Origin of the sequence: Kocuria sp. LHG3120, from assembly GCF_049897445.1 — a bacterium.
GTDB classification, from domain to species: domain Bacteria; phylum Actinomycetota; class Actinomycetes; order Actinomycetales; family Micrococcaceae; genus Kocuria; species Kocuria rosea.
The window spans coordinates 258,208-273,874 of the sequence record NZ_JAFCWG010000005.1 but is presented as its reverse complement, the minus strand read 5'-3'; the positions used below and the strand labels follow the sequence as shown (position 1 = coordinate 273,874).

15 protein-coding genes and 1 tRNA gene are annotated in these 15,667 nt (G+C 71.5%); 7 read left to right on the top strand and 9 right to left on the bottom strand.

Annotation, left to right across the window (positions count from 1 at the left end; translation table 11 throughout):
• Positions 1-35: 35 nt before the first annotated feature.
• Positions 36-491, bottom strand: coding sequence for an Lrp/AsnC family transcriptional regulator (locus ACP7CD_RS12105; protein ID WP_031282182.1), 456 nt, complete (start codon positions 489-491; stop codon positions 36-38).
• 123 nt (positions 492-614) lie between these two features.
• Here ACP7CD_RS12105 and ACP7CD_RS12100 point away from each other — a divergent pair, with 123 nt between their 5' ends.
• The 5 genes from ACP7CD_RS12100 (at position 615) to ACP7CD_RS12080 (ending at position 7,001) form a co-directional block, all read left to right on the top strand.
• Positions 615-2,045, top strand: coding sequence for a DUF6421 family protein (locus tag ACP7CD_RS12100; protein ID WP_426120265.1), 1,431 nt, complete (start codon positions 615-617; stop codon positions 2,043-2,045).
• A gap of 3 nt (positions 2,046-2,048) precedes the next feature.
• On the top strand, positions 2,049-2,720 hold the full coding sequence (locus tag ACP7CD_RS12095; RefSeq protein ID WP_426120264.1) for an SDR family NAD(P)-dependent oxidoreductase: 672 nt from the start codon (positions 2,049-2,051) through the stop codon (positions 2,718-2,720).
• An 8-nt stretch (positions 2,721-2,728) separates the two neighbouring features.
• Positions 2,729-3,802: a threonine aldolase family protein gene (locus tag ACP7CD_RS12090; RefSeq protein ID WP_426120263.1), complete on the top strand. Its 1,074-nt coding sequence runs from the start codon at positions 2,729-2,731 to the stop codon at positions 3,800-3,802.
• A gap of 283 nt (positions 3,803-4,085) precedes the next feature.
• Entirely contained in the window at positions 4,086-5,423 is a 1,338-nt protein-coding gene (locus tag ACP7CD_RS12085) for an NAD-dependent succinate-semialdehyde dehydrogenase (RefSeq protein WP_426120305.1), read from the top strand.
• 75 nt (positions 5,424-5,498) lie between these two features.
• On the top strand, positions 5,499-7,001 hold the full coding sequence (locus ACP7CD_RS12080) for an amino acid permease (RefSeq protein ID WP_426120262.1): 1,503 nt from the start codon (positions 5,499-5,501) through the stop codon (positions 6,999-7,001).
• A 63-nt stretch (positions 7,002-7,064) separates the two neighbouring features.
• Here the strand turns inward: ACP7CD_RS12080 and ACP7CD_RS12075 are convergent, their stop codons facing one another.
• The 4 genes from ACP7CD_RS12075 to ACP7CD_RS12060 form a co-directional block, all read right to left on the bottom strand.
• On the bottom strand, positions 7,065-7,601 hold the full coding sequence (locus ACP7CD_RS12075; RefSeq protein ID WP_035924162.1) for a ferritin: 537 nt from the start codon (positions 7,599-7,601) through the stop codon (positions 7,065-7,067).
• A gap of 192 nt (positions 7,602-7,793) precedes the next feature.
• Positions 7,794-8,636 carry a sucrase ferredoxin gene (locus ACP7CD_RS12070; RefSeq protein ID WP_426120304.1) on the bottom strand — a complete coding sequence of 281 codons (843 nt, stop codon included), beginning with the start codon at positions 8,634-8,636 and terminating at the stop codon, positions 7,794-7,796.
• A gap of 67 nt (positions 8,637-8,703) precedes the next feature.
• On the bottom strand, positions 8,704-9,909 hold the full coding sequence (locus ACP7CD_RS12065; protein ID WP_426120261.1) for a cupin domain-containing protein: 1,206 nt from the start codon (positions 9,907-9,909) through the stop codon (positions 8,704-8,706).
• A gap of 2 nt (positions 9,910-9,911) precedes the next feature.
• Entirely contained in the window at positions 9,912-10,310 is a 399-nt protein-coding gene (locus ACP7CD_RS12060; RefSeq protein WP_426120260.1) for a BatC protein, read from the bottom strand.
• Positions 10,311-10,562: 252 nt separating this feature from the next.
• On the opposite strand from ACP7CD_RS12060, the gene ACP7CD_RS12055 reads away from it, so the two are divergent.
• Positions 10,563-11,276, top strand: coding sequence for a sulfite exporter TauE/SafE family protein (locus ACP7CD_RS12055; RefSeq protein ID WP_426120259.1), 714 nt, complete (start codon positions 10,563-10,565; stop codon positions 11,274-11,276).
• A gap of 31 nt (positions 11,277-11,307) precedes the next feature.
• On the opposite strand, the gene ACP7CD_RS12050 is transcribed toward ACP7CD_RS12055, so the two are convergent.
• The 4 genes from ACP7CD_RS12050 to ACP7CD_RS12035 all read right to left on the bottom strand — a co-directional run bounded on the left by ACP7CD_RS12050 (position 11,308) and on the right by ACP7CD_RS12035 (position 15,594).
• Positions 11,308-12,210 carry an AraC family transcriptional regulator gene (locus ACP7CD_RS12050; protein WP_426120258.1) on the bottom strand — a complete coding sequence of 301 codons (903 nt, stop codon included), beginning with the start codon at positions 12,208-12,210 and terminating at the stop codon, positions 11,308-11,310.
• 2 nt (positions 12,211-12,212) lie between these two features.
• Entirely contained in the window at positions 12,213-13,328 is a 1,116-nt protein-coding gene (locus ACP7CD_RS12045; protein ID WP_426120257.1) for an NAD(P)-dependent alcohol dehydrogenase, read from the bottom strand.
• A gap of 14 nt (positions 13,329-13,342) precedes the next feature.
• A complete protein-coding gene (locus ACP7CD_RS12040) occupies positions 13,343-14,623 on the bottom strand; it encodes an MFS transporter (protein ID WP_426120255.1) in 1,281 nt (426 codons plus the stop codon).
• A 656-nt stretch (positions 14,624-15,279) separates the two neighbouring features.
• Positions 15,280-15,594: a hypothetical protein gene (locus ACP7CD_RS12035; protein ID WP_150110237.1), complete on the bottom strand. Its 315-nt coding sequence runs from the start codon at positions 15,592-15,594 to the stop codon at positions 15,280-15,282.
• Between ACP7CD_RS12035 and ACP7CD_RS12030 the strand changes: the two genes are divergently transcribed.
• Positions 15,579-15,652, top strand: a tRNA-Ala gene (locus tag ACP7CD_RS12030). The two genes, ACP7CD_RS12035 and ACP7CD_RS12030, sit on opposite strands and share 16 nt — an antisense overlap.
• Positions 15,653-15,667: the final 15 nt, after the last annotated feature.

The window sequence follows — 15,667 nt, the reverse complement described above, 5'->3', positions numbered from 1 at the left end:
GACTCCCGGGACAGGGGGGACCTCTGAGAGCTGCGTCAGGCCTCGACAGGGGAGAGCATCGGCCGGTGCTCGTAGAAGGTTTGCAGCACCACGGTGGTGCGGGTGTTCACGGAGGCCACGTGGCGCACCTCGTTGACGAGGGCCTCGAGCGCCTTCGGCGAAGCCACCCGGACGAACAGCATGTAGGCGGAGTCCCCGGCCACCGAGTGGCAGGCCTCGATCGCCGTGATCGACTGCAGGAGCTCGGGGGCGTTGTCGGGCTGGCGGGGATCGAGGGGCGTGATCTCGATGAAGGCCGCGAGCGGCTTGCCGATGGCCTCGGGGTCGAGGATCGCTTGGTACCCGGCGATCACCCCGCTGCTCTCGAGCTTGCGCAGGCGCGCCTGCACGGCCGAGACCGAGAGGCCGACCCGCTCGGACAACTGGGCGAGGGTGGCGCGCGGGTCGTGGGACACCTCGGTTGCCAGTCGCACATCCATGGGGTCGTCCATGGGCCGAACGCTACCAGCTGATCCCGCCGAGAGGGTTGACAGCCTCACGACCACATGTGAATGTTCCTGTATGTGATCATCATCACCGGAAAATTTCCGCTGATCTACGACAGGAGGGTTTCAATGTCCACGTCTCTGCAGGCGGTGCAGGCCATCATCGGCGAACCTGAGGTCGTGGAGGATGCCCGCACCGTGGAGTCGAGCCCGGCCTGGCTCCGGCTCCGGTCGGCGGCCACCGCCCTGCAGGCCCTGCAGGTCAAGGACGGGTCGATCCCCGAGCTCGCCGACCACCCGACGGCGCGCGAGCACGTCGAGGTGATCATGGCGTCGATCGCCGAGCTCGCCCCGCTCTTCCCGCACGACGCGGCGTACCTGGCGGCCCTGCCCCGCGACTTCGCACGCTGGGCGGACGGCGGCTTCGGGGAGCCGGACTTCCTCGACTCGCTCGTCGAGTTCCAGCCGCAGCAGCACCGCGTGGACGGCATCCGGCACCTCGTCGTGTTCCCCATGCACACCCAGAACGGCTCGGCGAACCGGCATGTCGAGGCCCTGATCGTCGAGGCGATCTGGCCGGAGTTCATCGCCGAGCTCGAGGCCGGGCACTACGGCAACAAGCTGTTCGTGTCCCTGCGGCTGATCGACTTCACCCCGGGCTACGACTCGAACTCCGCGGTCCTCTTCCCCGAGACGGTCGCCGTGCGGGAGATTCCGACGTTCACCTGGGGCGCCATCTTCCAGGACCGTGAGGCGGCACGCTACCGCCGCGTGGTCACCGCGGCCGCCGGCATCACGAAGCTGGACCTGCCCGAGGACGCCGCGGCCCTGCTCGCCGATCAGGATCTCGCCGAGAAGACCTTCGTGATGTGGGACATCATCCACGACCGCACGCACATGCGCGGCGACCTGCCGTTCGACCCGTTCATGATCAAGCAGCGGATGCCGTTCTTCCTGTACTCCCTGGAGGAGCTGCGCTGCGACCTGACGGCGTTCCGGGAGTCGGTGACGATCGAGCGTGCGCTCACGGCGCGGCGAGCGGCCGGCGAGGAGCTCACCGAGATCGAGGAGCAGACCCGCCGGCACGGGAAGCTCGTGCAGTACGCGGTGATCTTCGACCGGATCTTCCGTTTCGCGATCACCGGTTCGCGGGTGCGCAACTACGACGGGCTGGGCGGGCAGCTGCTGTTCGCCTGGCTCCACCGGAAGCACGTCCTGCAGTGGCGTGACGTCGAGCTCAGCTTCGACTGGGACCGGGTCGCGGACGCGGTCGTCGAGCTCGGCGAGGCCATCGACCAGCTGTACTGGGAGTCGATCGACCGGCCGAAGACGGTGCACTGGATGAAGGCGTACGAGCTCATCGCCTCCGTGGTCCCTCCGAACCCCGCATCGGTGTGGGCGGAGGGGCTCCCCCGCGAGGTGCTGGCCGGGCCGCCGCGAGGCTACACGGACCTGGTGCTGGACGACGAGTTCCCGCTGTCGATGTTCTTCGAGGCGCTCGACAAGAAGATGAAGGGCGTCATCGCGTCGACGGCCGGCATCCGCGCCACGGACGCCTGAGCGATGACCGACCTGACCGGGCGCACCGTCCTGATCGCCGGCGCCACCAGTGCGTCCGGTCTGGCGGCGGCGCGGACCCTGACCTCGGCCGGGGCCCGCGTCGTCGCCACGGGGCGCCACGCGGAGAAGCTCGTCCCCCTCGCAGCACTGGGGGCGCACACGGAGACGGTGGACCTCGCCGACGAGCGCGCCGTGCTCGACCTCGCCCGCCGGCTGCACGACCGCGGCTGGTCGATCGACGGGCTCCTCCACCTCGTCGGAGGATGGCGCGGCGGCGGTGGGCTCGCCGGGCAGACGGAGGAGGACTATCGCGTGCTGGAGACCTCCTTCTCCGCGCTGCGCCACCTGAGCCGCGCCTTCGACGACGACCTCCGGGCCTCGCCGGCGGGCCGGCTGGCGATCGTGTCCTCGACCGCGGTGAACCGTCCGCTGGCGGGCGGCGCCAACTACGCCGCGGTGAAGGCCGCGAGCGAGGCGTGGACCCGGGCTGTGGCGCAGGGATATGCGAAGGGCGCCCGCGAGGCCGGCGAGCCGCTGCGCGTCGCCGCCGTGATCTTCCGGGTGAAGGCCCTGGCCGGTCTGGAGGACCGGCTCGCGAACGCCTACGCCGGGCTCTGGGACGCCGAGGCCCCGGAACTGAACGACTCGACCATCGAACTCCAGGAGAAAGGATGAGGCACCACATGAAGAGGTCCCACGACGCCGAACTGAGGGGTTTCGCCTCGGACAACTACTCCGGGGTCCACCCGGAGGTGCTGGACGCCCTGGTCGAGGCCAACGGCGGTCACCAGATCGCCTACGGCGAGGACGAGTACACGGCACGGCTGCAGGACGTGATCGTGCAGCACTTCGGCGAGGGCGCCTCGGTGTGGCCGATGTTCAACGGCACCGGCGCCAACGTCGTCGGACTCCAGTCGATGCTCCCGCGCTGGGGCGCGGTGATCTGCGCGGACACCGCGCACATCCACGTCGACGAGGGCGGCGCGCCCGAGAAGTCCGCCGGCATCAAGCTCCTTCCCGTCCCCACAGGAGACGGGAAGCTCACGCCCGAGCTGATCGCCGCGGAGGCCTGGGGCTGGGGGGACGAGCACCGCGCCCAGCCGCTCGTCGTCTACCTCACCCAGTCCACCGAGCTCGGCACCCTGTACACACCGGACGAGATCCGGGCTGTCGCGGACTACGCGCACGCCCACGGCATGTCCGTCTACCTGGACGGGGCCCGGCTCGCGAACGCGGCGGCCGCCCTGGGACTGCCCCTGCGCGCCTTCACCACCGACGTCGGCGTCGACGTGCTCGCCCTCGGCGGCACCAAGAACGGGGCCCTCGGCGCCGAGGCGCTGGTGGTCCTGAACGAGGCCGCGTCCCAGGGCCTGGTCTACCTGCGGAAGAACCAGATGCAGCTGGCCTCGAAGATGCGGTTCGTCTCGGCCCAGCTGCTCGCGCTCCTGGAGGGCGACCTGTACCTGCGCAACGCGGGCCGCGCGAACGCGATGGCCCGGCGGCTCCGCGACGGCATCGAGGCGGGCATCGCCGACGGGTCGATGCCCGGCGTCGCCTTCACGCAGGAGACCCAGGTGAATGCCGTCTTCGCCACCCTGCCCGCCGGCCTCGCGGACCGCCTGCGCCGGCGGTTCCGGTTCTACGACTGGGACGCCGCGACGGGCGAGGTCCGCTGGGTGTGCAGCTTCGACACCACGCCGGAGGACGTCGACGCCTTCCTGGCCGCCCTCCGCTCGGAGCTCGTCCCGGTCGGCTGACCCCGGCGGGCGCCCGCCCGCTCCTCGACACCGTGCCCGCGGGGGCAGGTTCCTGCCCCCGTCGGCCGAGCACACCCTCCTGCACCCGGCGAGCCCGCGCGCCCGCAGCCCGCGCTCTGCCCTGCCCTGCTCTGCTCTGCTCTGCAGCAGGAGCCTCCCACCCGTGCCCGCGCCCACCCCTGCCCGAAGGAGATCCACCGTGACTGCCACCTCCACCCTGCGCGCCCGCGCCGGCACCGACCGGCCCGCCTACCGCAGCATCGACCCCGCCACCGGTCAGCTCATGACCGAGGTCCCCGTCGCCACCGACACCGAGGTCGAGGAGGCGCTCACCGCTGCCGGGACCGCCTTCCGCGACTGGCGCTCCCGTCCGATCGCCGAGCGGGCCGCCGTGGCCGCCCGGGTCGGCGAGCTGTTCGCCGAGCGCGCCGACGAGCTGGCCGTCATCGCCACCCAGGAGATGGGCAAGCCGGTCTCCGAGGCCCGGGAGGAGGCGCAGTTCTGCGCCGAGATCTTCGGCTACTTCGCCGCCCAGGGCCCGGCCCTGGCCGCCGACCAGGCCCTGCCCACCCCGCACGGGACCGGACGGGCCGTGCTCCAGCGGCGCCCGGTCGGGGTGCTGCTGGGGATCATGCCGTGGAACTACCCCTACTACCAGGTGGCCCGCTTCGCCGCCCCCAACCTGGTGCTGGGCAACACGATCCTGCTCAAGCACGCCGAGTCCTGCCCACGGGCGGCCCTGGCCCTCCAGCAGCTCATGGACGACGCCGGGGTGCCCGCCGGGGTGTACACGAACCTCTTCGCCTCCCATGCCCAGATCGAGGACGTCATCGCCGACCCGCGGGTCCAGGGGGTGTCCCTGACCGGGTCCGAACGCGCCGGGGCGGCCGTGGCCGCGATCGCCGGGCGGAACCTGAAGAAGGTCGTCCTCGAGCTCGGCGGCTCCGACCCCTACGTGGTGCTGGACACCGACGACGTGCGCGAGTCCGCCCGCGCGGCCTTCGCCACCCGGATGGGCAACACGGGCCAGGCGTGCAACTCCAACAAGCGGATGATCGTCATGGCGGACCTCTACGACGAGTTCGTGGCCGAGCTCACCCGCCTGGCCGCCGCGCTGGTGCCCGGCGATCCGTCCGTGGAGGCCGACGGCACCTACGCCCCGATGGCCTCCCGCGCCGCCGCCGAGACCCTGGCCGCCCAGATCCGCGAGGCCGTGGAGGCCGGGGCCACACTGCACACCGGCGGGGCCCTCGCCGAGGGTCCCGGGGCGTATCTGGCCCCTGCCGTGCTCACCGGCGTCACCCCGGGAATGGCCGCCCACCACCAGGAGCTCTTCGGCCCCGTGGCCGTGGTCTACAGCGTGCACGACGACGACGAAGCGCTCGCCCTGGCCAACGACACCCCCTACGGGCTCGGCGGGGCGGTCTTCAGCACCGACCCCGAGCGGGCCCGGCGGCTCGCCGAGCAGCTCGAGTGCGGCATGGCCAATGTCAACGCCGCCGAGGCCGAGGGCGCCGGCATGCCCTTCGGCGGGGTCAAACGCTCCGGCTACGGCCGGGAGCTGGGCCCGCTGGGCATGGACGAGTTCGTCAACAAGCGCCTGCTCTACATCAACGACTGACCCGGGCCGGGGCGGTCGGACACCGCCCCGGCCTCCCCCGGCGTGCAGACCCGCCACCTCCGAGGAAAGGTTCCCGTGGACACCATCGCACCGCCCCAGACGACCGCCCCGACCGGACGGGGAGCACCGGCTCCCGCCGAGGCGCACGCACGGCTGCGCCGCAGCCTCAAACCCCGCCACCTGACCATGATCGCGATGGGCGGCGCCATCGGCACCGGCCTGTTCGTGGCCTCGGGCAACACCATCGCCACCGCCGGTCCCGGTGGGGCCCTGCTGGCCTACGTGGCCATCGGGTTCATGGTCTTCCTGCTCATGCAGTCCCTGGGCGAGATGGCCACCTACCTGCCCGTCTCCGGCGCCTTCGAGGAGTACTCGACCCGCTTCGTCAGTCCCTCCTTCGGCTTCGCCATCGGCTGGAACTACTGGTACAACTGGGCGATCACCGTGGCCGCCGAGCTCGTGGCCGCCGCGCTGATCATGCGCTACTGGCTCCCCGACGTGCCCTCGTGGATCTGGTCGGCCCTGTTCCTCGCGATCCTCTTCGGCCTCAACGCCCTGTCCACCCGCGCCTACGGCGAGAGCGAGTTCTGGTTCTCCCTCATCAAGGTGGTCACCATCGTGGTCTTCCTCGTCCTGGGCGTGCTCATGATCGTGGGGATCATCGGCGGCACCTCCCCCGGGTTCGACAACTGGACCACCGGGGACGCCCCCTTCGTCGGCGGCGGGGCCGGGATCCTGGCGATCTTCATGGTGGCCGGCTTCTCCTTCCAGGGCACCGAGCTCGTCGGCGTCGCCGCCGGCGAGGCCGAGAACCCGGAGAAGAACGTGCCCAGGGCCATCCGCACTGTCTTCGTGCGGATCCTGCTGTTCTACGTCGGGGCCATCGCCATCGTGGGCTTCCTCATCCCCTACACCAGCCCCTTCCTGCTGGGCAGCGGGGTCGAGGACATCTCCATCTCCCCGTTCACCCTGGTGTTCGAGAACGCCGGGGTGCTCGCGGCGGCCTCGGTGATGAACGCGGTGATCCTCACCGCGATCCTCTCCGCCGGCAACTCCGGGCTCTACGCCTCCACCCGCATGCTCTGGGCGCTGGCCGACAGCGGCAAGGCCCCCAGGTTCCTCGCGAAGGTCAACCGCCGCGGCGTGCCCATGAACGCCCTGCTCGCCACGACCGCCGTGGGAGCCGCCTGCTTCCTCACCACCCTGATCGGCGACGGCGCCGCGTACGTGTGGCTGGTCAGCGCCTCGGGGCTGGCCGGGTTCATCGTGTGGATGGGCATCGCCTGGAGCCACTACCGCTTCCGCAAGGCGTACACCGCCCAGGGCAAGGACCTCGCGGACCTGCCCTACCGGGCGCGGTTCTTCCCGCTGGGCCCCATGGTCGCCCTGGCCCTGTGCGCGGTGGTGATCCTCGGGCAGAACTACCAGGCCTTCGTGGGGGACATCGACCTGCTCGCCGCCCTGTCGGCCTACATCGGCCTGCCGCTGTTCCTGGCCCTGTGGCTGGGCCACCGCCTGGTGACGGGTTCCAGGATGGTCCGCTACGAGGACGCCGACCTCACCCGGGCCACCGACTGACCGCACCGCTCCAGGGTCCTCGTCACCCGCCGCCCGGGGCGGGTGACGGGGACTGCTGCCGGGTCAGGCGGCTCCGCCGGCGGCCGCCGGGGCCCCGGAGTCGTGGCCGTGCCCGCCGTCGCCCACGTGCTCCCGGGCCACGAAGTTCTCCAGGTCGAAGAGGTTCTCGGCCCGGCGGGCCACGTTCACCAGGGTGGTCATCGAGGCGACCTCCTCGACCTGCTCCTTCAGGAACCAGAGCATGAACTGCTCCCCCAGCGCGTCCCCCTCGGCCCGGGCGGCGGCGAACAGCGCCTTGATCTGCTCGGTGACCTCCTGCTCCTGGGACAGCGCCAGGGCCAGGGGTTCACGGACGTCGGTGAAGTCGTTGCGCACCTCCCCCACCCCGGGAATGGTCAGCGGCAGGTCCCGGTCCAGGATGTACTGGACGATCATCATGGCGTGGTTGCGCTCCTCCAGCGACTGCCGGTAGAAGTGCCGGGCCAGCTGCGGGAGGTCCTGGCTGTCGAACCAGACCGCCACGGCGATGTACTGGTGGGAGGCGGCGAACTCGTGGCCCACCTGGCGGGTGAGCAGCTCGTCGAAGGTCTCGGGGGCCATCAGGATCTCCTGACATCAGTGGGTCCCCAGGGCGGACGACGCCCCGGCCGCTCCACCGGTGCGAGCCCGGGGCGGGGCCGGCAGGAATCGTCGCTCGGGTCTGGAGTTCGAGCGTAGCGCGGTGGGACGGCCGGGTGTAGGCCGGTCACCGGAAACTTCCCCCCGACACGATGCTCCGGGTCGTCCCGTCCTTCAGACGACGCGCACCGCGGTGAGCTCGTAGACCCTGGCCGTGCTCGTGGCCGGTCCGTGGCAGGTCAGCTGATGCGGCGGGGCGGTGTGGGACCGCAGTTCGACGTCGACGAGGCCCGGCCGGGGCGGGCGGCCGGTGAGACGGATCCGCCAGCGGTCGCCGTCGCGAGCCGACTCGGTGACCGTCCAGTCGTGGCGGCCGGCCGGGCCGAAGCGTTCGAGCGCGGCCGCGACAGCGGCCTGCTGCGGTGGGAAGAGATCGGTGTACCCGCGCAGGTGCTCCGCGTGCACCCGGCCGGCGAGGTGCTCCTCGACCGTGGTGACGGAGGACTCCGCGTCGAGCCCTCCGTAGTAGACGCCGTCGGGGACGACGACGACATTGGCGGCGAACCGGTCACCGCCGACATGCGAGCACTCCCAGACCGAATCCGGCCAGCGCTCGCTCAGGGCACGTCCCACGGGCCGTCCGCGCACCGCGCAGCAGGGATCGTGCTGACCGTGGGCGCAGACCAGGAGGACCGGTGGGTGGCCGGTCTCACCCGGCACGCCGAGGGCCGTGGCGATTCCCGCGAGGTCCTCGTCGCGGCTCCACGTGCCCCAGTGCTGACGGCCGTCGCCGGAGTCGTCGTGGCGCAGCACGGCCCACCGGCTGGGGCTTTCCTCGTGCCGGCGGCGGCCGTGGCGCCTGATCAGGAGGATGCGAGCCCGCGCTGCCTGCGCGGCGGAGAACACGAGGGCCTTGGTCTCCGGCTCGAGCTCGAGACCGTCGAACCCGTTGACCGGCCATCCGCCGCGGTGCTCGATGAGGACCCAGACGAGCCCGCGCGGCGCGGTGCCCGCCATCGGGTCGCCGCGCCCCCGGGCTCCGTCGGCGCACCAGAAGCGGCACGAGGCATTCACGGCGGCGGGGTCACTGGTCACAGGGAACAAGAACCCCCGCCCGCAGCAGTCGTTCGGCGAGCTCGATCCCGAGCTCGCCGGCGGTGTGGACCTCGCCGTCGAGCAGGCACGAGACGGACGGCAGATCGGTCTCCGGGAAGTCGAGCCACCCCACACGTGTGCTCAGCCGCGGGCCCTCCAGCCGTGCCTCCAGGGCACCGCGCAGCCGCACGGGGGACCCGGGGCCCAGGTCCTGGACGGCCGAGAGCTGGGCCAGCGGCCCCAGCGGGGCCGGGCGCCCCTGCCCTCGCCGGGTGCGCTGGAACCGCGGTATGGGATCGGCCGCGGCCAGTGCGGCGACCAGGCGCTCCCGGACGGTGTCGAGCTCCCCGCCCGGTCCGTCGACGCCCAGGGGCAGGGACCCGCGCATCTGCGGGTCCTCGGCCAGCAGCGCCAGCGCCTCCTGGACGAGCTGCTCGGCCAGGCCGTGGCGGGTCCAGGTGTGGATCCCGAGCGTGAGGTGGATGGAGACCGCCCCCTGCGCCTGGGCCGCGTGCAGCCAGCCGCGCGGCAGGTAGAGGGCGTCGCCGGGTTCGAGCACCACGTCGAGATGGGCCTCGCCCTGCGCGGCCTCGGCCACGGCGGAGCGGCGGTCGGTCCAGGGCTGGTCCCGCAGCGGGTCCGGGTGCACCGGCTCGTGCAGGACCCAGCGCTTGGTTCCCTCGATCTGCAGGACGAAGACGTCGTGGACGTCGTAGTGGTCGTCGAACCCGCGGTTCTGCGGCGGGGTGATGTAGGCGTTGGCCTGCACCGGGTGCCCGAGCTCGCCGCTGAGGGCCGCGCTGAAGTCGGCGACCGGCTCCCAGGTGCGGTGCAGGGCCTGCAGCACCAGCGTGGCGCCGTCGGCGAACTTCCGCCACAGCGCGGTGTCGTCGAGCTGATCCGCAATGGTGGCGCCGACGCCGGCGGGCGAGGTGAAGGTGGAGTCGGGGAACGTCGACCCGTCCTTGGCGACGCGCAGGAAGGGCGTGCGCAGCCCGCGGCGCGAGATCAGCTCGTCGACGGCATCGGCGGAGAACAGGTCGGCGAAGCCGCCCGCCCGGCGTGTGAGCAGCGGCGCCCGGCCCCAGACGTCACGGGCGAACCGCTCCCGGCCGATGTCGATCAGGCGGGTCTCCAGGACCCCGGCGCCGCCAGAGGCGCCGGGGTCCTGCCCGTCAGCACGGACGGCGTCCACGCTCAGAGGCCTCGTGCTCCGGCTCCTCCGTCGGCGCCGCCATCGGCGCCGCCGTCAGCGCCACCGTCGTGCACCCCCGGAGTGCCGGCCGCTCCACCGTCAGCGGGGCCCTCGGCGCCGCCGTCCGCGCCGCCGTCGTGGACACCCGGAGTGCCGGCGGCTCCGCCGTCGGCCGGGCCCTCGGCCCCGTTGTCAGCACCGCCGTCGGCACCGCCGTCCGCGCCACCGTCGTGCACGCCCGGGGTGCCGGCGGCTCCGCCGTCGGCCGGGCCCTCGGCGCCGTTGTCAGCACCGCCGTCGGCGCCGCCATCGGCACCGCCGTCCTGAAGGCCCGGGGCACCGAAGGCTCCGCCGTCGGCGGGACCTTCCGTCTGGTTCGGATCCTGCTGTGCATCAGTCATGTTGACCTCCCAGTTTCGAGTGACCGGGCCGTCGCCGGCACCGGGTCACCAGGACAGGCGGTGCGTGAGCAGCACCGCCCACGTCGAGGCTATCGGGGCGGGGCAGGTGAGGGAACAGCCGGCCCTCAGGTGATCCGGACGAGCCGAGGGAGCCGCGGGACGCGGACCGTCGTCGCCGGGGGCACGATCTCGGGGCGGCTTCCGGAGGTGGAACAATTCACCCATCCCCTGCCCGCGACCGGGAGGTGCTGCATGACCGGCCTGGAGCTCGCCGTCGTCGCGCTCGTGGTGAGCATCGCGTCCTGTCTGCAGGGCGCGATCGGCTTCGGCGTGGCCCTGCTCTCCGCTCCCGTGATCGCCCTGTTCGACCCCACCTTGCTGCCCGGTTCCCTCATCCTGGTGGTCACCGGGCTCACCGCGCTCGGCGTGCTGCGGGACCGCGCCGCCGTGGACGTCAAGGACGCGGGCTGGGCCGTGGCGGGGCAGGTTCCCGGCACCGTGGCGGGAGCGCTGCTGGTGGCCGTCCTGTCCGCCCGGACGCTGGCCCTCGTCCTGGCGAGCACCGTGCTGCTGGCCGTGCTGCTCAGCGTGTGCGGTTGGCGGCCGCGGCCCCGACCCGCGGCCGTCGTCGTCGCGGGGGCGGCCTCCGGGCTCCTGGGGACGGCCACGTCCATCGGCGGTCCGCCCATGGCGCTCGTGTGGCACGGGTCCTCGCGGGCCCGGATGCGCGGCACCATGAGCGCCTGCTTCCTGGTCGGCGCCGTGATGGCCCTCGTGGCGCTGACCGTGGTGGGGTCGATCGACCGCCGGACCGTGCTCTTCGCGGCGGCTCTCCTGCCGGCCATGGTCCTGGGCTTCGCGGTGTCCGGAGCGGTCAACGCGCGGATCAATCGGCGCATCGTCCGCCGGGTGGGCCTCGGCGCCTCCGCGCTGGGCGCCGTGCTGGTCCTGCTGCAGGCGCTCTGAAGCACGTCCTGCTGAGCCCCTCCGGCCGGCCTCAGAGCTGGTCGATCCGCCGGTACCGGGACGGCGTGGTGCCGGTGGTGGCCCGGAAGTGCCGGTTGAAGTTGGAGAGGTTGGTGAAGCCCACCCGGTAGCAGATGTCCGAGACGGGCAGGTCGGTGCCGCGCAGCAGCCGGCAGGCCTCGGTGAGCCGCATCCGGGTGACCGTGCGATTGAAGCCCACGCCGGTGGCCTTGGCGAACAGCCGGGAGAACGCGTCCCGGCTCAGGCCCACGGCCTCGGCCACCTCGGGCACGAGCATCCGGCCGTCCAGGTGCTCGGTGATGTAGCCCAGCGCCCGGTTGAAGACCTCGGCCTCGGACACGTCCAGGCGGTAGGTGCCGCCGCGGCTGTCCAGGTAGCGGCGCTCGCTCTCCGGGGACTCGGCGAGGACAGCCAGCAGCTCGGCCACGGCGGCCAGCCGCCGGAGACCGAACGTGCCGTTCACCGCCTCCATCGCCGCCGCGCCCTTGACGGCGGTGCGGCCGGTGAACTCGATGCCCCGGGCCGCGGCCTCCAGCAGAGGGCGCAGGGCCTCGAGCTCGGGGAGCGTCCCGGCGGCGGCGAAGAACCGCTCCTGGTCGAACTGGAGCACGGCGTCCCGGTTGCGGACCACGGCGCTGTCGTCGCGGTGGGAGATCCAGTTGTGCGGCAGGAAGGAGCCCATGAGGCTGAGGTGGCCGGGGCCGAAGGGCCCGGCCCAGTCGCCGGCCATCACCGTCCCGGAGGACTCCCGGATCAGGTGCACCTCCACCTCGGGGTGGTAGTGCCAGCGGGCCAGCGGGTGGGGCCAGTCGTGCTCGTGCCACCGCACGGAGCTCGACGGGTCCGGGATCACCAGCTCCCGGACCGGGGAGGTGGCGTCCTCCGGCGTCGTGCTCCGTGCGGCGGCAGCCACGGTCAGGCTCCGGCCACGCGGATCTGGATCTTCGTGTCGGTGGGCCGGCCCTCGGCGCCGCGCTCGAACGCGGCCACGGCGTCCTCGAACGGATAGGTGGCGCTGATCAGGGCGCCCAGGTCCACGGCCGGGGACGCGGCGAGCTCGATGGCCCGCTGGTACGAGTTCGCGTAGCGGAACACCGTCTCGATCCGCAGCTCCCGGGCCTGGGCGGCGGCGACGTCCAGCGGCACGGGGTCCACGGGGATGCCGACCAGGACCACGGTCCCGCCGGGCGCGGGGAGCTCCCACAGGTTGCCGAAGACGTGCGGGCTGCCGCTGGCCTCGAAGACCACGTCCGCGCCCCAGCCGTCGGTGGCCTCCCGCACCGCCTCGCCGAGGCCCTGGCGGGAGACGTCCACGGGGTGGATGGTGGGATAGGCCTCGATCTTGGCGAACTTCTCCGGCGCCACGTCCGAGATGTACACCCGGGACGCCCCGCTCGCGGCGGCCGCGATGGCGGTGAGCACCCCGATGGTGCCGGCGCCCACCACCACCGCGACGTCGCCCGGCGCCAGACCGGCCTTGGTCACCGCGTGCACCGCCACGGCGAAGGGCTCGATCAGGGCGCCCTCCTCCAGCGAGAGCTGCTCGGGGAGCTTGTAGGTGAAGTCGGCGGGGTGGATGATCTCGGGCTGCAGGCAGCCGTCCACCGGGGGCGTGGCCCAGAACTGCACGTCCGGGTCCACGTTGTACATGCCCAGACGCGCGGCCCGGGAGCGCGGGTTGGGGATGCCCGGCTCCATGCAGACCCGGTCCCCCACAGCCAGGTGGCCCACGCCCTCCCCCACCTCCAGCACCGTGCCGGAGGCCTCGTGGCCGAGGACCATGGGGTTCTCGACGACGTAGGGGCCGATCCGCCCGTGCGTGAAGTAGTGGACGTCGCTGCCGCAGATGCCCACGGTGTGCACGCCGATGCGCACCTCACCGGGGCCCACCGGGCGCAGCCCCGGGACGGGCCGGACCTGGATCTCGTGCTGGCGTTCGAGGACGACGGCGTCCATGGTGCTCTCCTGGGTGCTCGGGGGCTTCGCGGCGGTGGTCGTGGGGTTCGGGGTGGTGAGCGTGGTGGGGTTCATGATCTCAGGTCCTTTCAGGCGGCCATGGCGAGGCGGTCGCGGCGCGGGAGCATCCGGCCGTCCTCGGTGGTGAGGCCGGGCTGGGGCGGGTGGATGAAGAAGGTGGTGAGGGTGCCGAGGAGCATCAGGGCGGCGAAGACCCAGCACACCCCGATCGGGCCGAGGACGGGCAGCAGCAGGGTGGCGATGCCGGGGCCGAGGAACGTGGTCAGCCCGGAGGCGAGGTTGTGGGCGGAGATCGCCGCGCCGCGGTGCTCGGGGGCCAGGGCCGGGAAGATGGCGCCCATCGGGACGAACGCGGTGACGGACAGGGCGAAGAGCACGGCGGCCCCGACCATGGCTGGGAAGCTCGGGCCGAACCACACCGGGACGTAGGCGAAGGCGAGGACCGCGAGGGCCATGCCGCCGAAGCCGAACCAGCGCATCTGCCGCATCCAGCCGTAGCGGTCGCCGAGCCGGCCCCACACGATGTTGGCGCCGATGGTGATGGTGTTCATGATCGCCCACAGCATCATCCACTCGGGCAGGGTGAACCAGGCCATGCCGCCGATCTCGCCGGTGGTCAGATACAGCGGCATCATCATCGGGAACGCGTAGAGCGTGAGGTTGCACAGCACCCGGATGACCACGGAGAGGGCGATCTGCCGGTTCTCCACCAGGATGGTCACCCCGCGCAGCAGCTCGCGGGTGCGCTCGGCGCCGTGCAGCTTCTGGGAGAGGTCGGTCTCCGGCGGAGCGCCGGGGACCAGGAAGGCGCACATCAGGGTGCCGGCCGCGACGAAGGGCAAGGACATCCACAGGGTGGCGTACTCGCCGATGACGGGGACCAGAAGACTGGGCACGTAGGCACCCATCACCCCGATGCCCAGCGAGAAGGACGCCCAGAACCACCCCATGGCCGAGGCCAGGCGGCTGGGGTGCACCGACTGCGCGATGAGCACCACGAAGGAGTACATGAACAGCGGGTAGGCGACCCCGCGCAGGGCATAGATCAGGATCGTGCCGACCACGCTCTCCAGCCCCACGGTGAGGAACAGGACGTGCAGCACCATCCAGAGAACGCCGCCGAGGACCATCAGGCGCTTGGCGCCGACGACCTCGGCGAGCACCCCGGTGGTCCACGCCGAGATGGCGACCACCAGGCCGTAGACGGTGAAGACGAGGCCGGCCTGGGTGGGCGTGAAGCCGTTCTCGACGAGGAAGCGGGACAGGAACGTGAGCTCAAAACCATCACCGGTCATGAAGATGGCGAGGGCGAGATAGCCGAAGAGCAGGCGGCGGGGCATGCCGAACATGCGGGTACTCCTTCGTGGACACCAAGCGGGAGGCACCTGGCGAGCAGAAGAGCGGGCAGCCGGTGCGCGATGTCCTCAACGCTACGGAGGTGTGACGCGGGCCACTAGTCGATTAATCCGGCGTACGCTGATACTTCTGTGCACATGTGGGCGCCGTTCCGTAGGACTCAAACGCCCTGCCCTGCCCTGCCCTGCCAAAGCTCCAAGCCACGCAACCTGGCAGGTCGACGCAACTTTCGGCGCGACGCGTCACGTCTACAGATGCGACGCTCATCGTTCCGTGATGTCGGCGACCTTAGGCTGCCACTATGGGTCAATCGCAAAATGCCAACGTCGACCGTCTTTCCCCCGGCTTATATGAGCTCCTGGAAGACTCCGTGTTGGCGATGGAACTTACGGAGTTGCCGGAAGGCAGTGCCGCTCTCGATACTGTGGACCCAGCTGACACCCCTCACGTTCTCGCGCGGTATCTCAACGACCACATCCTGTTCCACTTAGAGGCCGTACCCGCTGCTAACCGTGTGGACGAAGCCAATCGCATCTTGGCAGCCGTTAACGATGGAATGCGGAATCCGGCGTGCATCAGCGAAGGTCCGCGACAGCTCGTGGCGATTGCGCCGAGGGTTGGCGCTGCAGCACGAAAGCCAGCAACGCCACTATCTGACGCTGCTCTGCTCACCAATACACCGCATGAGCCGCAGGTCGGACGCGAGATCGCCAAGGAGCTCGAAAGCGCCGATCGTGTGGATCTTCTCATTGCTTTCGTCAAGTGGTCCGGTCTGCATGTCATGGACAAAGAGCTCCAGTCGTTGAAGGACCGCGGCATTCCGTTCCGCGTCCTGACCACCGTCTACATGGGTGCCAGCGATGCCAAGGCAATCAACGCGCTGGCGCGTAAGTACGGCGCGGAAGTTCGAGTCAGCTACGAAACCCGCAATACGCGCCTGCACGCCAAGGCGTGGATGTTCCACCGCAAGACCGGCTTTAGCACGGCCTATGTCGGCAGTTCGAATCTGTCGCACGCCGCCATGCTGGACGGGCTCG

Bases quoted from the DNA above. Each gene is read 5' to 3' on its own strand.
- ACP7CD_RS12045 (WP_426120257.1), bottom strand. From the start codon at position 13,328: ATGAACCCCACCACGCTCACCACCCCGAACCCCACGACCACCGCCGCG.
- ACP7CD_RS12040 (WP_426120255.1), bottom strand. From the start codon at position 14,623: ATGTTCGGCATGCCCCGCCGCCTGCTCTTCGGCTATCTCGCCCTCGCC.
- ACP7CD_RS12085 (WP_426120305.1), top strand. From the start codon at position 4,086: ATGACCGAGGTCCCCGTCGCCACCGACACCGAGGTCGAGGAGGCGCTC.
- ACP7CD_RS12070 (WP_426120304.1), bottom strand. From the start codon at position 8,636: ATGGCGGGCACCGCGCCGCGCGGGCTCGTCTGGGTCCTCATCGAGCAC.
- ACP7CD_RS12075 (WP_035924162.1), bottom strand. From the start codon at position 7,601: ATGGCCCCCGAGACCTTCGACGAGCTGCTCACCCGCCAGGTGGGCCAC.
- ACP7CD_RS12095 (WP_426120264.1), top strand. From the start codon at position 2,049: ATGACCGACCTGACCGGGCGCACCGTCCTGATCGCCGGCGCCACCAGT.
- ACP7CD_RS12100 (WP_426120265.1), top strand. From the start codon at position 615: ATGTCCACGTCTCTGCAGGCGGTGCAGGCCATCATCGGCGAACCTGAG.
- ACP7CD_RS12105 (WP_031282182.1), bottom strand. From the start codon at position 491: ATGGACGACCCCATGGATGTGCGACTGGCAACCGAGGTGTCCCACGAC.
- ACP7CD_RS12060 (WP_426120260.1), bottom strand. From the start codon at position 10,310: ATGACTGATGCACAGCAGGATCCGAACCAGACGGAAGGTCCCGCCGAC.
- ACP7CD_RS12055 (WP_426120259.1), top strand. From the start codon at position 10,563: ATGACCGGCCTGGAGCTCGCCGTCGTCGCGCTCGTGGTGAGCATCGCG.
- ACP7CD_RS12090 (WP_426120263.1), top strand. From the start codon at position 2,729: ATGAAGAGGTCCCACGACGCCGAACTGAGGGGTTTCGCCTCGGACAAC.